This is a genomic window from Corallococcus sp. AB032C (genome assembly GCF_003668935.1).
Classification (GTDB): Bacteria; Myxococcota; Myxococcia; order Myxococcales; family Myxococcaceae; genus Corallococcus; species Corallococcus exiguus.
The window spans coordinates 140,615-159,240 of sequence record NZ_RAWP01000002.1 but is presented as its reverse complement, the minus strand read 5'-3'; the positions used below and the strand labels follow the sequence as shown (position 1 = coordinate 159,240).

Annotated in this window: 15 protein-coding genes; 7 read left to right on the top strand and 8 right to left on the bottom strand. The window is 71.5% G+C overall.

From position 1 onward, the window contains the following. The first annotated feature begins 52 nt into the window (after positions 1–52). On the top strand, positions 53–1,012 hold the full coding sequence (locus D7X99_RS01560) for a PLP-dependent cysteine synthase family protein (protein WP_121776132.1): 960 nt from the start codon (positions 53–55) through the stop codon (positions 1,010–1,012). 6 nt (positions 1,013–1,018) lie between these two features. On the opposite strand, the gene D7X99_RS01555 is transcribed toward D7X99_RS01560, so the two are convergent. The 3 genes from D7X99_RS01555 to D7X99_RS01545 form a co-directional block, all read right to left on the bottom strand. Beyond that, the gene (locus D7X99_RS01555) at positions 1,019–2,110 is read right to left on the bottom strand and encodes an aromatic ring-hydroxylating dioxygenase subunit alpha (RefSeq protein ID WP_121776131.1); all 1,092 of its coding nucleotides are present in this window, start codon (positions 2,108–2,110) and stop codon (positions 1,019–1,021) included. 41 nt (positions 2,111–2,151) lie between these two features. After that, on the bottom strand, positions 2,152–2,565 hold the full coding sequence (locus D7X99_RS01550; protein ID WP_121776130.1) for a four-helix bundle copper-binding protein: 414 nt from the start codon (positions 2,563–2,565) through the stop codon (positions 2,152–2,154). Between the two features lie 88 nt (positions 2,566–2,653). Then, positions 2,654–5,122: a heavy metal translocating P-type ATPase gene (locus D7X99_RS01545; RefSeq protein WP_121776129.1), complete on the bottom strand. Its 2,469-nt coding sequence runs from the start codon at positions 5,120–5,122 to the stop codon at positions 2,654–2,656. A gap of 272 nt (positions 5,123–5,394) precedes the next feature. Between D7X99_RS01545 and D7X99_RS01540 the strand changes: the two genes are divergently transcribed. Then, positions 5,395–5,670, top strand: a complete 276-nt coding sequence (locus D7X99_RS01540; RefSeq protein ID WP_147475988.1) for a hypothetical protein — start codon at positions 5,395–5,397, stop codon at positions 5,668–5,670. A 22-nt stretch (positions 5,671–5,692) separates the two neighbouring features. Here the strand turns inward: D7X99_RS01540 and D7X99_RS01535 are convergent, their stop codons facing one another. Beyond that, the gene (locus D7X99_RS01535) at positions 5,693–6,268 is read right to left on the bottom strand and encodes an RNA polymerase sigma factor (protein ID WP_121776128.1); all 576 of its coding nucleotides are present in this window, start codon (positions 6,266–6,268) and stop codon (positions 5,693–5,695) included. A 15-nt stretch (positions 6,269–6,283) separates the two neighbouring features. Beyond that, positions 6,284–6,865: a hypothetical protein gene (locus D7X99_RS01530; RefSeq protein WP_121776127.1), complete on the bottom strand. Its 582-nt coding sequence runs from the start codon at positions 6,863–6,865 to the stop codon at positions 6,284–6,286. A 120-nt stretch (positions 6,866–6,985) separates the two neighbouring features. On the opposite strand from D7X99_RS01530, the gene D7X99_RS01525 reads away from it, so the two are divergent. Then, positions 6,986–7,450: a hypothetical protein gene (locus D7X99_RS01525; protein ID WP_120574377.1), complete on the top strand. Its 465-nt coding sequence runs from the start codon at positions 6,986–6,988 to the stop codon at positions 7,448–7,450. A gap of 4 nt (positions 7,451–7,454) precedes the next feature. Here the strand turns inward: D7X99_RS01525 and D7X99_RS01520 are convergent, their stop codons facing one another. Next, positions 7,455–8,861: a sigma-54 dependent transcriptional regulator gene (locus tag D7X99_RS01520; protein WP_121776126.1), complete on the bottom strand. Its 1,407-nt coding sequence runs from the start codon at positions 8,859–8,861 to the stop codon at positions 7,455–7,457. Continuing rightward, positions 8,858–10,171, bottom strand: a complete 1,314-nt coding sequence (locus D7X99_RS01515; RefSeq protein ID WP_121776125.1) for a sensor histidine kinase — start codon at positions 10,169–10,171, stop codon at positions 8,858–8,860. The genes D7X99_RS01520 and D7X99_RS01515 overlap by 4 nt, the downstream gene beginning before the upstream one ends. A gap of 169 nt (positions 10,172–10,340) precedes the next feature. Here D7X99_RS01515 and D7X99_RS01510 point away from each other — a divergent pair, with 169 nt between their 5' ends. Continuing rightward, the gene (locus tag D7X99_RS01510; RefSeq protein ID WP_120593396.1) at positions 10,341–11,276 is read left to right on the top strand and encodes an MBL fold metallo-hydrolase; all 936 of its coding nucleotides are present in this window, start codon (positions 10,341–10,343) and stop codon (positions 11,274–11,276) included. A 31-nt stretch (positions 11,277–11,307) separates the two neighbouring features. Next, positions 11,308–13,083, top strand: a complete 1,776-nt coding sequence (locus D7X99_RS01505) for a M14 family zinc carboxypeptidase (RefSeq protein ID WP_121776124.1) — start codon at positions 11,308–11,310, stop codon at positions 13,081–13,083. 120 nt (positions 13,084–13,203) lie between these two features. Here the strand turns inward: D7X99_RS01505 and cglD are convergent, their stop codons facing one another. Next, a complete protein-coding gene (cglD, locus tag D7X99_RS01500) occupies positions 13,204–16,617 on the bottom strand; it encodes an adventurous gliding motility lipoprotein CglD (protein WP_121776123.1) in 3,414 nt (1,137 codons plus the stop codon). Positions 16,618–16,878: 261 nt separating this feature from the next. Between cglD and D7X99_RS01495 the strand changes: the two genes are divergently transcribed. Both D7X99_RS01495 and D7X99_RS01490 read left to right on the top strand, forming a co-directional pair. Next, positions 16,879–17,673, top strand: a complete 795-nt coding sequence (locus D7X99_RS01495; protein ID WP_233613034.1) for a TIGR02266 family protein — start codon at positions 16,879–16,881, stop codon at positions 17,671–17,673. 2 nt (positions 17,674–17,675) lie between these two features. Beyond that, positions 17,676–18,617 carry a serine/threonine-protein kinase gene (locus D7X99_RS01490; protein ID WP_121776180.1) on the top strand — a complete coding sequence of 314 codons (942 nt, stop codon included), beginning with the start codon at positions 17,676–17,678 and terminating at the stop codon, positions 18,615–18,617. Positions 18,618–18,626: the final 9 nt, after the last annotated feature.

Genomic DNA, 18,626 nt, shown 5'->3' with positions numbered 1-18,626 from the left:
CTGGACGACAGGGTGGCTCCCCCGCTGGCGCGTTTCGCGATAGGGATGACCCATGCGCCCTCCCTGCCGCCCGCTTCCCGCTGATGGTCGCTTCCTCCAGGCCGTGGGGCCCACGCCGCTCGTGCCCGTGCGGCTGGACCCGGAAGGTCCGACCATCTGGTGCAAGTTGGAGTTCCTCAATCCCAGCGGATCCACGAAGGATCGCATCGCCCGGTACATGCTGGAGAAGGCGTGGCGGCTCGGGGAGCTGAGCCCGGGCGGCGACGTGGTGGAGGCGTCCAGCGGCTCCACCAGCATCGCCATGGCGTTGGCGAGCGCGCAGATGGGCTGCCGCTTCACGGCGGTGATGCCGGAGGGCGTGACGGAGGAGCGGCTCATCGCCATCCGCGCCTACGGCGGCGAGGTGGAGCTGGTGCCGCGCGCGGAAGGCATCCGGGGTGCCATCGCGCGGGCGGAAGCGCTGGCGAAGGAGCGCGGCGGCTACGCGCCCCGCCAGTTCGAGAACCCGGACAACGCGGAGGCGCACCGCGTGTGGACGGGGCAGGAAATCCTGGCGCAGGTGCCGGGCGGGCTGGTGCACGGCGTGGTGAGCGGCGTGGGCACGGGCGGCACCATCGTGGGCCTGTTCCAGGCGTTCGCGGAGGCGGGCTGTCCGGTGACGCCCTTCGTGGCGAGGCCCATCGCGGGGCTGGGCTGCGACATCGAGTGTTGCAGCTTCAGCGCGCGCGTGCCGGGCGTGGTGGACGGCCTGTCGAAGCTGTACCGCGAGGCGGACATGCCGGGCCGGGTGGAGCTGGATATCTCGGACGACCTGGCCATGCGCACCGCGCGGGCGCTCATCCGCCGGGGCTTCCCGGTGGGCCCGTCCTCCGGCCTCAACTACGCGGCGGCGGTGGAGGCGGCGAAGCAGCTGGGCCCGCAGGCCCAGGTGGTGACGGTGTTCCCGGACCGCATGGAGCGCTACTTCTCCACGGAGCTCGTGCAGCCCCGGGCCGCGCCCAAGGCCGGCTGAAGGCCCCTACGTGCGCATGCGCACGCGCGTCTCGTGCACCGTGTCCGGAGGCGGAGAAGCGCGCTCGCGCTCCTGGGCGCGCATCAGGCGCAGGATGCTGGGCCCCAGGACGTCAATCTCCGTGGAGGCGTAGGCCTCCGTGCCGAAGCGGCGGATGGAGTCCGTCTGCCGCTCCAGGATGCGCACGTCCTGTCCGAAGATGTGCAGGCCCACCGGCAGCACGAAGGGCACCGCGGCCTTGAGCAGCCAGCGCGGCACGGGCAGCTTCACCGTCACCACCGCGTACACGAGCGTGTCCCAGTCATCCACCGGCGTCATGGCGGAGTTGACCAGGATGTGGCTCTTCTCCCCGATGCGGTACTCCACCTGCGCGATGGACGGCATCAGGAAGCGGTCGAAGTGCTGCACCACCCCGCCCCCCGGCGCGAGCAGCCGCCCCACGAGCCCCTTGGGCGCGGGCTCGCCCAGGTACTCCGCCTCCACGCGGTCCGCGCTCCTGCGCACCACCACGTCGATTTCGTTCTTCTTCTCCGCGGTGCGGAACAGGCCGCCGTGGAGGAAGGCCGTGTGCGGCACGTCCAGCGTGTTCTCCAGCACCGCGTGCAGCGACCCCGGCGCGCGCAGCACCCGGCGCACGGTGGTGTAGTCCGCCGCGTCCAGCAGCGGGAAGCGGAAGGGCTCCGACGTGGGCTCCACGCCGGGCGTGGAGTAGACCCAGACGAAGCCGTCCTGCTCGCGCGTCGGGTAGGACGCGGCACAGCGGGAGCGGGCCTCGGGCTCGCCCACCAGGCCGGGGATGAGCCGGCACTGGCCACCGGTGTCGAAGCGCCACCCGTGGTAGCCGCACTCCAGCTGCCCGTTCTGCACGCGCCCCAGTGACAGCGGCACGTTGCGGTGCGGACAGCGGTCCATCAGGGCGCCGGGCTTGCCGCCCTCGCCCCGGAAGAGCACCAGGGGCGTGCCCTGCAGCGTGCGCGCGAGCGGCTTGTCCCCCAGCTCGCGCGACGTGCAGAGGATGAACCAGGAGTGCGGAAGCCGGACGACGGAGATGTGACTGGGGGACGCACCTGGGGTGCGCCCCTCCTCGCGGGCGGTCATGCGCCCAGTCTAATGGGCCCGGGCCTCCGTGCACGCCCCCTTCAGGCGGGCAGGTCGGCGAAGCGTTGGGCGGCCTCCGGGTTGAGGGGCTGAGGCATCACCCCACCGCTCATCCCCCGGCAAGACTCCTCGCAGCGGCGGCACGCGTCCGCGCAGTCCTTCATCGGCCCCTCGCTGCCCGTCTCCTCGCAGGCGGTCGCGCAGGCGGCGCACACCTCCGCGCAGGCGAAGCATGTGCGCGAATGCAGGTCCGATCCGCGCAGCATGAAGCGCGCGCTCGTCTCGCAGATGTCCGCGCAGTCCATCAGCAGCCGGAGGTGCCCCGGCTCGACGAGCTTGCCTCCCCGTTTCAAGCAGTCCGCCAGGGTCTCCAGACAGACGCGGTGACAGGCCGTGCAGTTGTCGATGCACTCCCGAATCGCGTCGTCGCCTCGCATCACTTCGGCGTTCGCCATGGTGGGGTTCCTTTCGGGCCTCACGGTGGGCACGCGCGGGGACGCCACCATCCCGCCTCGCGCGCCCGGTTGGCCGGCTGCTTCCGGACTAGAGCTTCAGCCGCCGCAACCGCAGGGCGTTGCCGATGACGGACACCGACGAGAGGCTCATCGCCGCGCTCGCGAACAGCGGGCTCAGGAGCAACCCGAAGACGGGGTACAGCACGCCCGCCGCCAGCGGCACTCCCAGCAGGTTGTAGACGAAGGCGAAGAAGAGGTTCTGCCGGATGTTCCGCAGCACGGCCTGGCTCAACCCACGCGCCCGCGCGATGCCTCGCAGGTCGCCCTTCACCAGCGTCACGCCCGCGCTCTCCATCGCGATGTCCGTGCCCGTCCCCATGGCGATGCCCACGTCCGCTCGCGCCAGCGCCGGTGCGTCGTTCACGCCGTCGCCCGCCATCGCCACCACGCGCCCCTGGGCTTGCAACGCCTTCACCGCGTCGCCCTTCGCGTCCGGCTGCACGCCAGCAATCACCTCCGTGATGCCCAGCCTGCGCGCCACCGCGTGCGCCGTCGTCGGGCTGTCTCCAGTGAGCATCACCACGCGCAGGCCTTCGTCCCGCAGCCTCGCCAGGGCCTCCGGCGTGGACGGCTTCAGCGGATCCTCCACACCCAGGAGCCCCGCCGCGCGGCCGTCCATCGACACCAACACCACCGTCTGGCCCTCCTGGCGCAGCGCCTCCGCGCGCTCCGTCAGCGCCTCCACCTCCACGCCCAGGCTCCTCATCAACGCCGCGTTGCCCAGCGCGACCTCGCGGCCTCCCACGCGGCCCCGGACGCCCTGCCCTGGCACGGACTGGAAGTCCTCCACGCCACCGGGGGACATGCCGCGCTCCCTCGCGCCCGAGACCACGGCGGCGGCCAGCGGATGCTCGCTGCCTCGCTCCAGGCTCGCGGCCTGGCACAGCAGCTCGGATGCTTCCACGCCCGGCGCGGGCTCCACCGTCACGAGCCGCGGCTTGCCCTCCGTGAGCGTGCCCGTCTTGTCCACCACCAGCGTGTCCACCGCCGCCATCCGCTCCAGCGCCGCCGCGTCGCGGATGAGCACGCCCATGCGCGCGCCCTGCCCCGTCCCCACCATCACGGACATGGGCGTGGCCAGGCCCAGTGCGCACGGGCAGGCGATGATGAGCACCGCCACCGCGTTCACCAGCGCGTGCGCGAGCCTCGGCTCTGGACCCCACACGCCCCAGACCACCGCCGTCACCACCGCCACCGCGATGACCGCGGGCACGAAGATGCCGGCCACCCGGTCCGCCAACCGCTGGATGGGCGCTCGCGTGCGCTGCGCTTCGGCCACGCGCTGGACGATGCGCGACAGGAGCGTGTCCTGCCCCACTCGCTCCGCGCGCATCACGAGCGTGCCCGTGCCGTTCACCGTGCCGCCCGTCACCTTCGCGCCCGGCCCCTTCTCCACCGGCACGGGCTCTCCGGTGACGAGCGATTCATCCACCGCGCTCGCGCCCTCCAGCACCTCGCCGTCCACCGGCACCTTCTCACCGGGGCGCACGCGCAGGCGCCATCCGGCGTGCACCTGGGACAGCGGCATGTCCTCTTCGTGGCCGTCGTCCGAGATGCGCCTCGCCGTGGCGGGGGCCAACGACAACAGGGCCCGCAGCGCACCGGACGTCGCGTGGCGGGCGCGCAACTCCAACACCTGCCCCAGCGCCACCAGCGTGAGGATGATGGCCGCGGCCTCGTAGTAAACGGGCACGGTGCCGCCGTGCCCCGTGCGCGCGCCTTCCGGCAACAGGTGCGGGAACAGCGTGACTCCCACGCTGAAGACGTACGCCGCGCCCGCGCCCAGCGCGATGAGCGTGAACATGTTCAGGTGCCGGTTCTTCACCGACGCCCAACCCCGCTGGAAGAACGGCGCCCCCACCCACAGCACCACCGGCGTCGCCAGCGCGAACTGCGCCCACACGAGCGCCGAGGGCGACAGTCCGTGCCGCACCGGCAGCATGTCCGACATGCCCAGCACCATCAGCGGCGCGCTCAGCACCAGGCCCACCCAGAACCTTCGCGTCATCGAACGCAGCTCTGGATCCGGCGGATCCTCCACCGTCACCGTGCGCGGCTCCAGTGCCATGCCGCACTTCGGGCAGGCGCCGGGCCCGTCGCTCACCACCTCCGGGTGCATGGGGCAGGTGTATTCGATGCGCGTCTGGAGGACGGGCGGCGCTTCGGGCTCCAGCGCCATGCCGCACTTCGGGCACGCCCCTGGCGCGTCCTGCCGCACCTCCGGATCCATGGGGCACACGTACACGGCGCCCGGCGCGGCGGGCGGTGGCGGCGTCCGGGGATGGAGGAACCGGGCGGGGTCCTCCTGGAAGCGCTGGCGGCACTTCGGGCCGCAGAAGAACCAGGTGTGCCCCTCGTGCTCCCAGCTCCCGCCCTTCGGTGCGCGAGGGTCCACCTCCATGCCGCACACGGGGTCGAGGGCGGGCCCCTCCTCGCCCACGGAGGGCGGCGACCGGGGTGAAGGCGGGACAGGGGAATGCGGATGGTGATGCGTCATGGGGAAGGCTCCTTTCCCCGGGCCAACGCGGCACCCGGCGCGCTCTTACACATGCGTAACCCTCCCTCCCGAAGGCCGTGCCGCCCGCGCTCGTCCCACTGGGAGGCAGGGCGCCAGGCGGGCCCGGGGGGTTGTCCGCGCAGGACCTCTCCCGGTAGGCCGCGGCGGGCCCGACGCGAAACGGCCAGGAAGATCCGCTCGCTCCGTGTGGCCAGGGAAGCAAGGTCGGGGCCCGACCAGGGAGGGCATCGAATGCGACGCATGTGGGGGACGTGGGGGGCGCTGCTGGCCCTTCTCACCGGCGGCTGTCCCTGCCCGCCCTGCGCTTCGTGGGCGGCGACGTGACGGTGAGCGCCAACGCCCGGCTGGACTCGCTCATGCTGGGCACGGCGACGGCCTTCCCCCTGTGGGTCGAGCGCAGCCTGTTCGTGGAGGACAACCCGAAGCTGCCCACGTGCCGGGCCACCGCGCTCGCGGCGAGCGTGTTCCAGGGCGAGGCGTGGGGCGTGAACATCGACCGGAACGACGACGCCGCGACCTGCCCCTGAGTCCCCGAGCCCAGGGCCGCCTTTAGCGGCGCGGCTTGCAGGAGCAGTCCAGACAGCCGTGCGCCGCGCACGCGCCGCAACCGCGCTCCAGCGAACGCTTGAGCGCGAGCCGCGCACGGTGCAGCCGCACGCCCGCGTTGTTGGGGGTGATGCCTGCCTCGCGCGCCACGTCCGGCACCGCTCGCCCCTCCAGGTCCACCTGGCGCACGAGCTGGGCGTACTGGGGCTTGAGCGTGGGCAGCAGGTCCGCGAGGCACGCGCACACCGCGCCCTTCAGCTCCGGGTCCTCGGTGGTGGAGTCCGCGTCGCGCGCCTCCACCTCCAGCGCGCGTCCCTCCGCGGCCTGCCGGCGGTGGTGATCCACCAGGGCGTTGCGCAGCAGGCGGTAGAACCACGCCACCGCGCCCTCGCCGTCCTTCAGCGCTCCGCCCTTCTCCAGGGTGCGGGCGAAGGCCGTCTGGAAGAGATCCTCCGCGACGGCCCGGCTGCCCACGCGCCGCTCGACAAAGGCGAGGAAGCGGCGCTGATGGGCCAGGAGCGCCGCCACCACGTCCTCGCGGTCCGGGGGCAGCCCTGCGTCTGGCCCTTCAGCCTCCATGCGACTCCCTGACGACTACGGAGGGCCGTTGCCCTGGCGCACCGAGTTCAGCTCCACCGCGGTGGCGTAGATCTGCGCCCACGCACGGTACTTGAACTTCGACAGCGTGCCCTTCTGGTCGTTCGCGTAGTCGAACATGTCCTGGCGGAACTGCGCGTCCGCGGCCTTGCGGGCCTCCGGCTTCAGCGGCGTGCCCTTGCGGTCGTAGTAACGCAGCAGGTCGTAGCCGTAGTCGTGCGTCTTGGCCGCCTTGTCGAACTCCTTCACCGGGCCAATCTGGCCGGGGACAGAGGCGTAGCCGAGCGGATCCTGCATGCGCTGGCCGTGCGGCGTCTGGATGGCGTAGGGCTTGTAGCCCATCACCTGCTCGAAGTCCGCCGGAGGCGGGCGCGCGCCGGTGAGGTACTCGTTCATCAGCTTGCCGTGGTCGCCCGGGGGCGCCTTGCTGATGGCGCCCGTGCGCTGGGCGGCGGTGGTGCCAGGGGAGAAGGAGTCCTTCACCACGTTGCGCGCGGCAGGGGCGGCGGGGCGCGCGGCGGTGGATTCCGTACCGGAGGAGGCCTGCGGCTGGCGGACGGGCGAGTTGCGGATGATCATGGGGGGCCTGGGGGAGAAGTCTTCTCGATTTTTCGGAAACCGCCGCCCCAAAGTTGCGGCCCCCCGACCAAAGTCGCGCAGAATGCGTGCAACGCACCGCGTGGTGCACTGGGAGACACCGTGAAGAGCTACCCGTATTCCGAAGGAATCAAGGAACTGCGCGCCGGCAACTTCGAGAACGCGCAGCGTCTGGTCGAGCAGGCGAAGAAGCAGGGGGACGCTTCGGTGGAGGAGCTCACCGCCATGGCGTTCGCGATGGACGGGCACAACCAGCGCGGCTTCGCCACGGAGCTGCTGCAGGAGGCGCTGAAGCAGGAGCCCTCGGCGGTGGATCCGGCCTGTGCCCTGGCCATGTATCACCTGGAGAAGCAGGAAGACGCCCAGGCCGCGGCCGTCCTCAAGCCCGCGCTGGACGCAACTCCGGATCACCCCAAGGCGAACCTGTGTATGGCCATGGCCCTGGCGAAGACGGAGGCCGCCAAGGCCCGCGCTCACGCCGCCAAGGCCGCGAAGGACACCGACGCGGACGTCCGCGCGCAGGCGGAGGCGCTGGACAAGGTGCTCTCCGAGCACGAGCCCCGCTGAAGCCTCAGTCGCCGCGCTTGAAGTCCTCCGTGCGGACGCCATAGCGCTTGAGCAGGCGGTGCAGGCTCTCGCGTTCCATGCCCGCGCGCTCGGCCGCGTGGGTGACGTTGCCGGAGAACTCCTGCATCAGCGCGGTGAGGTAGTCGCGCGACACGGCGTCGCGCACGCGGTCCACTGCCTCGCGGTAGGGCTGTTTCGCCAGTGCCTCCGCTGGCAGCGGCCCCGGGGCCGCGGAGGTACGGGCCAAGGTGAGCTCGGGCGGCAGGTCCTCCGGAGTGATTCGGGGGCCCGCCGCCACCGCCACCGCGCGCGCCACCGCGTTCTGCAGCTGCCGCACGTTGCCGGGCCAGGGCGCGGCGGTGAGCGCCTGGAGTGACGGGGGCGTGAAGCCCTCCAGCTCCGGCCGGTTCGCGCCAGCAAGGAAGTGCATGGCGAGCAGCGGGATGTCCTCGCGGCGCTCGCGCAGGGCGGGCATCCGCACCGTCACGCCGCCCAGCCGGTAGTAGAGGTCCTCGCGGAAGCGCCCCTGCGCCACCTCCTGCGCCAGGTCCCGGTGCGTCGCCGCCACCACGCGCACGTCCACCGTCACCGGCGTGGTGGTGCCCACGCGGCGGATCTCCTTCTCCTGGAGCGCGCGGTTGAGCTTCACCTGCACGGGCAGCGGCAGGTCGCCCACTTCGTCCAGGAAGAGCGTGCCACCGTGGGCCTCCTCGAAGAGGCCAGCCTTCGCGCCGGTCGCGCCCGTGAAGGCGCCCTTCGCGTGGCCGAAGAGCTCGCTCTCCACCAGCTCCGCCGGCAGCGCGCCGCAGTTCACCGCGACGAAGGGCTTGTCGCGGCGAGGGCTCTCGCGGTGAAGCGCGCGGGCGGCCAGCTCCTTGCCGGTGCCCGTCTCGCCGGTGAGCACCACGGTGAGGTCGCGCGCCGCCACCTGCGCGAGCAGCGCGTGCGTCTTCTGGAGCGCGGTGCTGGTGCCACGCAGGCCGTGGAAGTCCGGCATGCGCGCCACGCGGGCAGCGAGTCCCTGTGCATCCCGCCGTTGGCGCTGGCGCTCCAGGGCACGGGCGACCACCAGGGCCACCTCGTCCGGGTCGAAGGGCTTGGACAGGTAGTCGTATGCGCCGTCCTTGATGGCCTCCACGGCCTTGGGGATGCTCGCGTAGGCGGTGACGAGGACGACCTCCGTGTCCGGCGCGCGCCGCTTCACCTCGCGCAGCACCGTGAACCCGTCCGCGCCCGGCATCTGGATGTCCGTGACGACCACGTCGAACGTGCGCGCGGAGACCAGGGCCAGCGCCTGCACACCGTCGGGCGCGGTCGTCACCGCGTACGCGTCCCCGAGGATGCGCGCGAACAGCTTGAGCATGTTCTCCTTGTCGTCCACGACCAGGACCGCAGGCTTCGCGCCGCTCATGCCGCAGCCTCCTGTACGCGCGATGGAGACGGCAGGGACAGCGTGAAGCGCGCGCCGCCCAGGGCCCCGGAGTCCACGTCGATGCGGCCGCCGTGCGCCTCCGCGATGGCCTGGCTCACCGCGAGCCCCAGCCCCGTGCCGGAGGGCTTCGTCGTGAAGAAGGGCTCGAACAGCCGGGCCCGCGCTTCCGGCGTCACCCCGGCCCCCGAGTCCGACACCGCCACGCGCGCGCTCCCGTCCGCGTCCACCGCGATGCGCACCTCCACCCGTCCTCCCTCGCCCGCGGCCTCCGCCGCGTTCTTCACCAGGTTGAGCAGCACCTGCCGCAGCCGGGGCGCCTGCACCCACGCGGTGCCCTCGCCGTGCACGTCCACGCTCACGGTGCCCAGGCGGGTGGCTTCACGCAGGCGGGAGACGACCTCCTCGCACGCGTCGCGCAGCGCCACCGGCTCACGTGGCCCGCGGCCCGGACGCGCCAGGTCCAGCAGTCCCTCCACGATGTCCTGGCAGCGCACCGCCTCCTCCTCCACCACGCGCAGGTCCTCCGCGAGCGTTCCCTCCGCCCGCCGCTGCAACAGCCGCACGTAGCCGAGGATGACGCCCAGCGGGTTGTTGATTTCATGCGCCACGCCCGCCGCCAGCCGGCCAATGCCCGCCAGCTTCTCGTGCTGGACGAGCCGCGCCACCGCGTTGCCGATGTACACGCCCACCCCGGCCGCGAACAGCGTGGCCCCACCCAACAGCAGCAGCGCCCAGCGGAAGCTGTCTCGCTCCACCGCGCCCACGTGCGACTCGAAGGCGTCCATGGACGCGTCCGAGTCCGCCGTCAGCGCGTCCACCCGCGCCTGGATGCGCGACACCCACTCCAGCGCGCGCCCATGCGCCGCCTCCACCGCGCCCGCGTCCTTCGCCATCACCGCGGGCAGGAGCGTGTCCCGGTAGAGCGTGTCCAGCGCGTCGCCCGACGCCTGGATGTCCGCCACCGCCGCGCGCTCTTCCGCGTCGCGCGCGTGCTCCGCCAGCCGCCGCGTCAGCGCCTCCACGCGGGCGCGGGCCTCGGTGTGGAAGCGCCGGTGGCTGTCGTTGCCCAGGATGATGGTGTGCGCCAGGTGCGCATACTGGTCCCTCACCGCCGTGGCCAGCTCCCGCGCCTCCCGCGCGCGGCCGCCCACCTCGCGCAGCGCACGCGTGCCCTCGTGGATGTCCGCCAGCCGGCCGAGCGCATAGCCCGACGCCGCCGCGAACAGCGCCACCAGCGCGCCGAACGCGAGCAACACCCTGCGGGTCGTGGTGCCGGAGACAGGTCCCATGGGAAGCCCTCTTATACGGCGCGCGCCCCTTTTCGCCCGCGCCTGGCGCATGTCCTCCCCAGGCGGTCCGGACCGCATTCCCCTTGCGCCCCTCCCCTCCGGCCGAGCATGACTCGCACGAGGCGGCGCGGGCCCACCTTTGGGGGACACCCGTTGCCGGGAGCCACTGATGGCGATGCGCTTCAAGAACCTGGATGGCAGCGGACCGCAGGCCTTCACCCGCGTCCTCAAGTGGGCCGTCACGGACAAGCTCACGGGCAAGCGCCGCAGCTCGCCCGCGCGCGCGGTCGTGCCGCACGTGGAGCCGGACCTGACGGTGCTCGCCACCCCACCCGCTCCGGGCGAGGGCGCCCGCCTGACGTGGCTGGGCCACGCGAGCTGGCTGGTGCAGCTGGATGGCGTGTCGCTGCTCATCGACCCGGTGCTGCGCGACGCCATCAACGTCGTCATCCGCCGCAACGTGCCGCCCGGCGTGCCGGTGGAAAAGCTGCCGCGCATCGACGCGAGCCTGGTGTCCCACAACCACTACGACCACCTGGACCTGCCCACGCTCAAGCAGGTGGGCGCCCGCATCGTCACCGGCCTGGGCCACGCGCCGGTGTTCCAGGGCCAGGGCCTGCCCTTCCACGAACTGGACTGGTGGGAGTCCACCCAGGTGGGACCCGTGCGCGTGCACTACGTGCCGTCCCAGCACTGGAGCCGCCGTGGCCTCAACGACGCCAACCAGATGCTCTGGGGCGGCTTCGTGGTGGAGGGCTCCAGCGCGCGCGTCTACCACTCCGGCGACACCGCCTACTTCCAGGGCTTCAAGGAGATTGGCGCCAGGTTCCCCAAGCTGGATGCGGCGCTGCTGCCCATTGGCGCCTACGACCCCGCGTGGTTCATGCGGCTGCAGCACATGAACCCGGAGGAGGCGGTGCAGGCCTTCGAGGACCTGGGCGCGATGGCCTTCTTCGCCATGCACTGGGGCACGTTCAAGCTCACGGACGAGCCGTTGGACGAGCCGCCCGCCCGCCTGGACGCGGAGTGGCTGCGCCGGGGCTGGCCGCGCGACCGCGTGCACGTGCTGCCGGTGGGCGGCACACACACCGTGCGGCAAGGTTGAGCGCTGGCGGGGCTTGTGGTCTCAAGCGGGCATGCTCCTGCCCACCCTCGCAGCCCTGGTCCTCACGCAGGCCCCTCCCCCTCTCACCACTGTCTCCGAGCAGAGCGGCTGGAAGCGCACCGGCCGCTACGCGGAAGCAGAGAGCCTCTGCCGCGCCTTCCCCAAGGCGTTCCCCGGCAAGGCCCGCTGCGACACGCTGGGCACCACGCCGGAGGGCCGCCCCATGGTGGCGCTCGTCGTCAGCCAGGACGGCACGCTCACCGCGGACGCCGCGCGCAAGAAGGGGCGGCCCGTCGTCTTCTTCCAGGGCGGCATCCACGCGGGTGAAATCGACGGCAAGGACGCGGGCTTCTGGCTCCTGCGCGACGCGCTCCAGAACCGGGCGTCCATGCCGGACCTGCTCAAGGGCGTCACCGCCGTCTTCGTCCCCGTCTTCAACGTGGACGGCCACGAGCGCTTCAACCCCAACCACCGCCCCAACCAGGTGGGCCCGGAGGAGATGGGCTTCCGCGTCACCGCCCAGAACTTCAACCTCAACCGCGACTACGTGAAGGCGGACGCACCGGAGATGGTGCTGCTCTTGAAGTACCTCAACGCGTGGGACCCGCTCGTCTACGTGGACCTGCACGTCACCGACGGCGCCAAGTTCGAACCCGACGTGTCCGTGGGCCTGGAGCCCCAGAAGTCCGGCCCGCCCGCGCTTCAGGCGCTGGGCACGAAGCTGGTGGACGAGCTCTTCACCGGCCTCACCACCCAAGGGCACCAGCCGCTGCGCTTCTACCCGTCCTTCCTCGTGGACGACGACCCCACCAGCGGCTTCGCCTACGGCGTCCCCCCGCCGCGCTTCAGCCATGCCTTCTGGTCCGTCCACCACCGCTTCGGCGTGCTCGTGGAGACGCACTCCTGGAAGAACTACGCGCAGCGCGTGAAGGCCACCCGCGACGTGCTGGAGGGCCTCTTGAAGCTCGTGTCCCGCGACGGCGCCGCGCTCCTGGCCGCCGTGAAGGCGGAGGACCAGAAGGCCGTGGCCGGCGAGGTGCGTGAGGTGGTGCTCGGCTGGAAGAACACGCCCAAGCGCGAGGCGATTGCGTTCAAGGGCTACGCCTACGAGCGCCTGCCGTCGGACATCTCCGGCCAGCCGTACATCCGCTACGACGACACGCAGCCCCAGACGTGGAGGGTGCCGTACCTGCCGGACGTGGAGCCCGCCGTCACCGCGAAGCTGCCCGAGGGCGGCTACCTGGTGTCCGCCGCGCACGCCGCGTGGATCGCGCCGAAGCTGACCGCGCACGGTATCGCGTTCCAGCGCCTCACCCGCGCGGTGCCCGCGGCGAAGGTGGAGTCGTTCCACTCGAAGGACTTCCAGTTCCAGGTGCGCTCCAACGAAGGCCACCAGGGCCTCACCGCGAATGGCGAGTGGAAGCCGGACACGCAGGACCTGCCCGTGGGGACGCTCTACGTGCCGGTGGCGCAGAAGAACGTGCAGCTGGTGGCGCACCTCTTCGAGCCCGCGGGGCCGGACTCGCTCCTGTCGTGGGGCTTCTTCAACGCCCACTTCGAGCAGAAGGAGTACATCGAGGACTACGTGCTGGAGCCCTACGCCCGCGAGCTGCTGGCGAAGGACCCCGCGGTGAAGGCCGCGTTCCAGGAGCGCCTGAAGGACGCGGGCTTCGCCAAGGACCCGCGCGCCCGCCTGCGCTTCTTCGCCGAGCGCCACCCGACCTGGGACGAGCGCCTGGGCCTCTACCCCGTGTACCGCGCCGCCAGCGCACCTCCGAGCCTGGGGAACCTGGCCGCGATGAAGTAGCGGGAAAAGAAGAAGCCCCCGGCCCGCTTCCCCCGTGAGGGGGCGTCGCGGAGCGGGGGCTTCGGATTCAGCGCCGCGCTCCCGGTCCATGAGGCACCGGGAGCGCGTTTTCATTTCCGACTAGCCGATGGGCTTCTCGCAGACGCACGCGCTGACGTTGCACGTGAAGCCCGGCGCGCAGCCGCCGCAGTCCGGCTTGCAGACGCAGGCGCACAGACCGGGGTCCGCGCCGTAGCCGGTGCCGCAGTTGAGCGCGCCCGTGTCGCAGACGCAGCCGCAGGCGTTGTTGTCGAACTTGTAGCCCGCGGCGCAGGTCGCGGACTGCACGCAGCTGCACGTGCAGGAGTTCGTGTTGCACGTCTCGAAGGTGCCGCACGTGCCGCCGCAGTCCTGGGCGCAGGTGAAGTCACACACCGCGCGGTCGGTGTTGCACACCTGGCCGGCGGGGGCCGTGCCACCGCAGTCCGCCGGGCACTCGCACTTGTCCGTGGTGCGGTTGCAAGCGAGCTTGCCCTTGCAGAAGTCCGGGTCGTTCGGGTCGTAGTACTGCGTGTCGGACGCGCACGGCGGCGGGTTGCCGTCCGGCTTGACCGTGCGGTCGATCCAGTAGCGGTACGACAGCGCGGCCTGCGTCTTGCCGGACTCCTTCGGACGGCACGCGCCGTAGAAGGACACGGTGCGGTTGATGCCGTCCACGTCGAAGCCGTTGGTGCGGCTGCGCGGCAGGTCCCCGATGCTGGGGCAGATGGCCGGATCCACCACCGCATCCACCGCGACCTTCAGCGACGCGCCAATCGGCGGCTTGAGCGTGCGGTAACCCACCGACGCGATGACGCTGTCCACGATGGCGTTGATGGTGTTGGTGATGGAGGTGTTGTCCCGGATGCTGCCGGACACGCCGCCCGTGGCCTGGATGACGTCCAGGTGGCGCGGGATCTTGTTGTCCTCACCCGCGTAGCACGGGGAACCGTCCGGCGGGCAGATGATGCCGTGCACCTGGATGGACTGGTTCGTGGGGTTCTTCGTGGTGCCGGACACGGTGCCAGTGTTGAGGAAGTACGCGGAGTAGTTGGCCACCGTGTCCGTGGACTGGTCCTTCACGTCCGTGAGGATGACCACCACCACCTTGGCGCCCGGACGGATCTTCGTCTCCGGGCCGCCCGTGGACGCGGCCATGTCGTTGATGGCCTTGCGCGCGGCCTCCAGCGGACGCTCGCTGCCGTCACCGCCCAGGGCCACCCAGCAGTTGGTGTTGGCCGTACAGGTGGTGTTGGGCAGCGGCGTGTACGTGGGGTTCTGGGTGGTGCCACCCTTCACGGCGCACACGCTGTTGTTGCACACCGCGTTCTGGGTCAGCCACGCCTTGAACTGGTCGATGTTGGTGGTGAAGGGACGGATGATGTTGCGGTTGGCGCTGTTGCCCACCGTGTAGCTGGTGGTCACCATGGACACGCGCCAGTCCAGCGTCGCGTTGCCCAGCTTGTTGGCCACCGCCGTGCCCGCGTTCGCCAGCGACGTCTGCGACGACGCCATGGAGCCGGAGTCGTCCACCACGAAGAGGAAGTCCACCACGGCCGTGTTGCCGGTGAAGACCTCGCACTGCACCGCGTCCGCGTCGCCGAACTGCGCCAGCGCGGAGCCGCCCGCCGTGTCCGCCATGGTGAAGAGGCTGCCCGTGGCCGACTCGTTGTAGCGGGCCGCCGGCGTGATGGCGAGCACCACCACCACGCTCGCGTTGGAGCGGTGCACGTACTGCGCCTGGATCTTGAACGGGCCGTTGATGCCCGCCGTGCCGCCGAGCGTCTCCGTGCTGTTGGGCACCAGCTGGCGCGCCAGCGAGTTGGTGAACGACTTCAGCTCCGTCGTGCCGGCGAGCCCGTAGCGGGAGACCGCCGCGGGGAAGCCGTCCCAGGTGGTGAACGTCTGCGTGAACTCCACGTCCGCCGGCGCCAGGAGCGGCGTGCCGGTGCGGATGCCCGACTCGTCGGTCGAGGGCGTGGTGGAGCCGCTCAGCGGAGCGCGCTTGTACGCGATGAACGTCACCTGCTTCGTGTCGTCATAGCCCATCACGCCCACGGTCTGGCCGTTGGCCTTCAGGTTGAGGAGGTTGGCGTCCTTGAACGTGTTGGGCAGCGCGAGCCGGAGGTCCGCGCCGCTGTCCTCCTTGAAGGTCACCGTGCGCAGGTTCTGCACGCTGCACGCCTTGCCGGCGGGCGTGTTGGCCGCGCCGTCCGTGGGATCCAGCGGGTTGAGCTCGTTGGGGTCCACCTTGCCGTTCTGGTTGGAGTCCTCCGCGCCGTCGGGGATGCCATCGCCGTCCGTGTCCGGCTTGTTGGCGTCCGTCTTCGTCGTGGGGTCCGCGTCGCCCACGTAGCCGCAGTTGTTGCGCGGGGCCGCGGCCGTGGTCACGCCACGCTCCACGCCGTCGAGCAGGCCGTCGCCGTCGGTGTCCGGGTTGGTGGGGTCCGTCTCGCCGGGGTCCACCTGGCCGTTGGAGTTGGGGTCCTCACCGAGGAAGCCGTTGCGGCCGGCGCCGTCCTGGAGCCCGTCGCAGTCGGTGTCGGTCAGGCGCGGGTCGGTCTCACCGGAGTCCACGCGGCCGTTCTTGTTCGTGTCCTCCACGCCGTCCGCCACGCCGTCGCCGTCCGTGTCGGCGTTGTTCGGATTGGTGCCGGTGGCGATTTCGACGGAGTCCGGGATGCCGTCGAAGTCCGCGTCGGGGATGGACGCGGCGCAGTCCGCCTTGCGCGGATCCGTCTCGCCCGGGTCCACCTTGCCGTTCTTGTTCACGTCCTCGGCGCCGTCCGAACAGGTGTCGCCGTCCGAGTCGGGCTTGAGCGGATCCGTGCCCGTCTGCTTCTCCAGGCCGTCCGGCAGGCCGTCGCCGTCGGTGTCGCGCAGGCGGGGGTCCGTCTCGCCGGGGCTCACGGAGCCGTTCTTGTTCGCGTCCTCCACGCCGTCCGGGATGCCGTCACCGTCGGAGTCCGCCGTGTTGGGGTCCGTCTCCGTGAGGTCGCGCTTGCCGTTGCGGTTGGCGTCCTCCAGGCCGTCCGGCAGCCCGTCATCGTCCGTGTCCGCCTTCACCGGCGAGGTGCGCGTCGTCGGGTCCTGGTCCGCGCGGAAGTTGCAGTTCGGGTCCGTGCTGACACTGGACGTGCGGCCCACCTCCACGCCGTCACGGATGCCGTCGCCGTCCGTGTCGCGCAGGCCGGGGTGCGTCTTCAGGCCGCCGGCGTAGACCGTGGAGAACTCCTCCTGGTCCGTCAGGCCGTCGCAGTCCGAGTCCTTCGTGGCGTTGTTCGGATCATACGGGTTGACGGGGACTTCGCCGGGGTCGGGGTCCGGGTCGACGATGACGCCGGCGTCCTCGACATAGCCGGCATCGAAGCCCGCATCGACGACGCCTGCGTCGGAGCCTCCGTCGGTGGGGATGGGATCAGGGCCAGGGCCGGGGTCCGGGTCGGAGCCGCCACACCCCGCCATGAGCGTGGCGGCAAGCAGCGTGCCGGAGAAGAGTCGGATCCAATTGCGCATAACGGGTCAGCACTCCGGGAAGGGGGGTTACGGAGAACACCCGCAGCATAGAGGGATGCGCGCCTGATTCCGATGTAGGTGCGCCCTGGGGAGGAGGAGGAATCACGATTCGTAAACTTGGCGTTCACCACTGTCGCCTGTTTCCGACTGCACTGTCTTTACGGGGGACAGGAGGGCTCGGTTATCGTCCGCCCCGTGCCTGTGTTCGGTCTTGCGGCGGTATGGGGGGAAGCGGCTTCGCCTGAGAAGGCGGCAGCCGTCGTGGAGGGCCTGGGCGCGCTCTTGCCGTCCGCGCAGTCGATGCAACTCGTGGTGGCGTTTCGCGACGAGGCCGGCGCGCTGGAGGTGAAGGTGGAGGTGCCGGGCTATCCGCGCGCGGCGGTGGAGCGGCTGGGCGAGGAGGTCCGCAAGAGCGGCGGCACGTTCGTGGAGCTGTGGCGGCTGCCCAAGGCGGAGCGGGATGCGCTGCGCTCGCGCACGCTGTCAGGCGGCACGCCCTTCGCCGGCAACGAGCGCACGCAGGCCGCACAGGAGCTGCGGCAGCACCTGGAGGATCTGGCCGCGCGAGGTCCCCTGCCCGCTCCGTCAGCGCCGAAGACTCCACCGCCATCGGAGGCACCGCCCGCGCCCCAGGCTGCTCCCACCGAAAGTGGAGGCGCGCCGGAGACCGGAGCGTCCGAGCAACCATCGCCGTCGGATCCGCCCGCGCCGTCCCCCGTATCATCCGGCGATGACTCCCAGCGCCGCGCCCGGCGTTTCGCGGTGAAGCTGGAGATGGAGTTCCGCACGGAGCTGGACTTCGTGCGCGAGCACGCGCTGAACATCAGCAACGGAGGCCTCTTCGTGCGCACGGCGCACCGCCCGCCGCAAGACAGCGTCGTCATCGTGGACGTGAAGCTGCCCAACGGCCAGCGGCTGCAGGGCGAGGCGCTGGTGGTGCACGTGGTGGACGAGCAGTACACCGGGGGCGTGGGGCTTGCCTTCCTGAGCGACGACGCCACCTTCTCCGCGACGTTGGACGGGTATCTGGCCAGCCTGGCCGGGGAGAAGGCGTGACGTTGGAGGAAGACCCGACACAGGAATGGCCGCGCGACCTGGGCCGCTTCCAGCTGCTGTCGCGGCTGGGACGCGGCGGCAACGCGGAGGTGTTCCGCGCGAAGATGATCCAGGGGCCCTATGTGGGCGAGGAGATGGCCCTCAAGCGCGTGCGACCGGAGCGCCTGCGGGACCCGGAAGCGCGCGAGCAGCTCTTTCATGAGGCGGAGCTGGCACGGTGCCTGGATCATCCGCACATCGTGGGCTTCCGGGAGTACGGCGAGCTGGCGGACGGGCCCTACCTGGCGCTGGAGCTGGTGGACGGCACGGACCTGGGGCGCGTGCTGGCGCAGTGCCGGCGCCGGCGCATCGAGCTGCCCATCGACATCTCCGTGATGATGGTGCGCCACGTGCTGGAGGCGCTGGCGTACGCGCACAAGGCCACGAACGCCAAGGGCCTGCCGCTGGCGGTGGTGCACTGCGATGTGTCTCCGCACAACGTGCTGCTGTCGCGCGGCGGAGAGGTGAAGCTGGCGGACTTCGGCGTGGCCCGCTCGCGCGCGGGGCTGGAGGTGGATCTGCGGCGGGTGGGCAAGCAGAACTACCGCTCGCCGGAGCTCCTGGCGGGCGAGGTCTCCGTCGCGGTGGACCTGTGGGCGGCGGCGGTGCTGCTGTACGAGTTGCTGTCCCTGGAGTCGCCCTACGAGGAAGGGACGGCCGAGGAGGTGGAAGCCTCCATCCGGGGCCTGCGGTTGACGCCCGTGCGCATGGTGGCGCCGGAGGTGTCGGATCCGCTGGCGCTGGTGTTGGACCGGGCGCTCGCGCCGCACCCGTCGCAGCGCTTCTCCTCCGCGGAGCAGTTCGCGCGGGCACTGGCGGCGCTGAGCGACGACCGCGTGGCGACGCCGCTGGCCGTGGCCGCGGTGGTGCGCGGCCTGATGGGCGCGGAGCCGGTGACGGGCTGAAGGCCGGGA

What these genes read in the sequence shown, in the direction of transcription:
- D7X99_RS01545 (WP_121776129.1), bottom strand. Translation starts at nt 5,122, where the DNA reads ATGACGCATCACCATCCGCATTCCCCTGTCCCGCCTTCACCCCGGTCG.
- D7X99_RS01520 (WP_121776126.1), bottom strand. Translation starts at nt 8,861, where the DNA reads ATGAGCGGCGCGAAGCCTGCGGTCCTGGTCGTGGACGACAAGGAGAAC.
- D7X99_RS01560 (WP_121776132.1), top strand. Translation starts at nt 53, where the DNA reads ATGCGCCCTCCCTGCCGCCCGCTTCCCGCTGATGGTCGCTTCCTCCAG.
- D7X99_RS01555 (WP_121776131.1), bottom strand. Translation starts at nt 2,110, where the DNA reads ATGACCGCCCGCGAGGAGGGGCGCACCCCAGGTGCGTCCCCCAGTCAC.
- cglD (WP_121776123.1), bottom strand. Translation starts at nt 16,617, where the DNA reads ATGCGCAATTGGATCCGACTCTTCTCCGGCACGCTGCTTGCCGCCACG.
- D7X99_RS01515 (WP_121776125.1), bottom strand. Translation starts at nt 10,171, where the DNA reads ATGGGACCTGTCTCCGGCACCACGACCCGCAGGGTGTTGCTCGCGTTC.
- D7X99_RS01510 (WP_120593396.1), top strand. Translation starts at nt 10,341, where the DNA reads ATGGCGATGCGCTTCAAGAACCTGGATGGCAGCGGACCGCAGGCCTTC.
- D7X99_RS01535 (WP_121776128.1), bottom strand. Translation starts at nt 6,268, where the DNA reads ATGGAGGCTGAAGGGCCAGACGCAGGGCTGCCCCCGGACCGCGAGGAC.
- D7X99_RS01550 (WP_121776130.1), bottom strand. Translation starts at nt 2,565, where the DNA reads ATGGCGAACGCCGAAGTGATGCGAGGCGACGACGCGATTCGGGAGTGC.
- D7X99_RS01530 (WP_121776127.1), bottom strand. Translation starts at nt 6,865, where the DNA reads ATGATCATCCGCAACTCGCCCGTCCGCCAGCCGCAGGCCTCCTCCGGT.
- D7X99_RS01505 (WP_121776124.1), top strand. Translation starts at nt 11,308, where the DNA reads ATGCTCCTGCCCACCCTCGCAGCCCTGGTCCTCACGCAGGCCCCTCCC.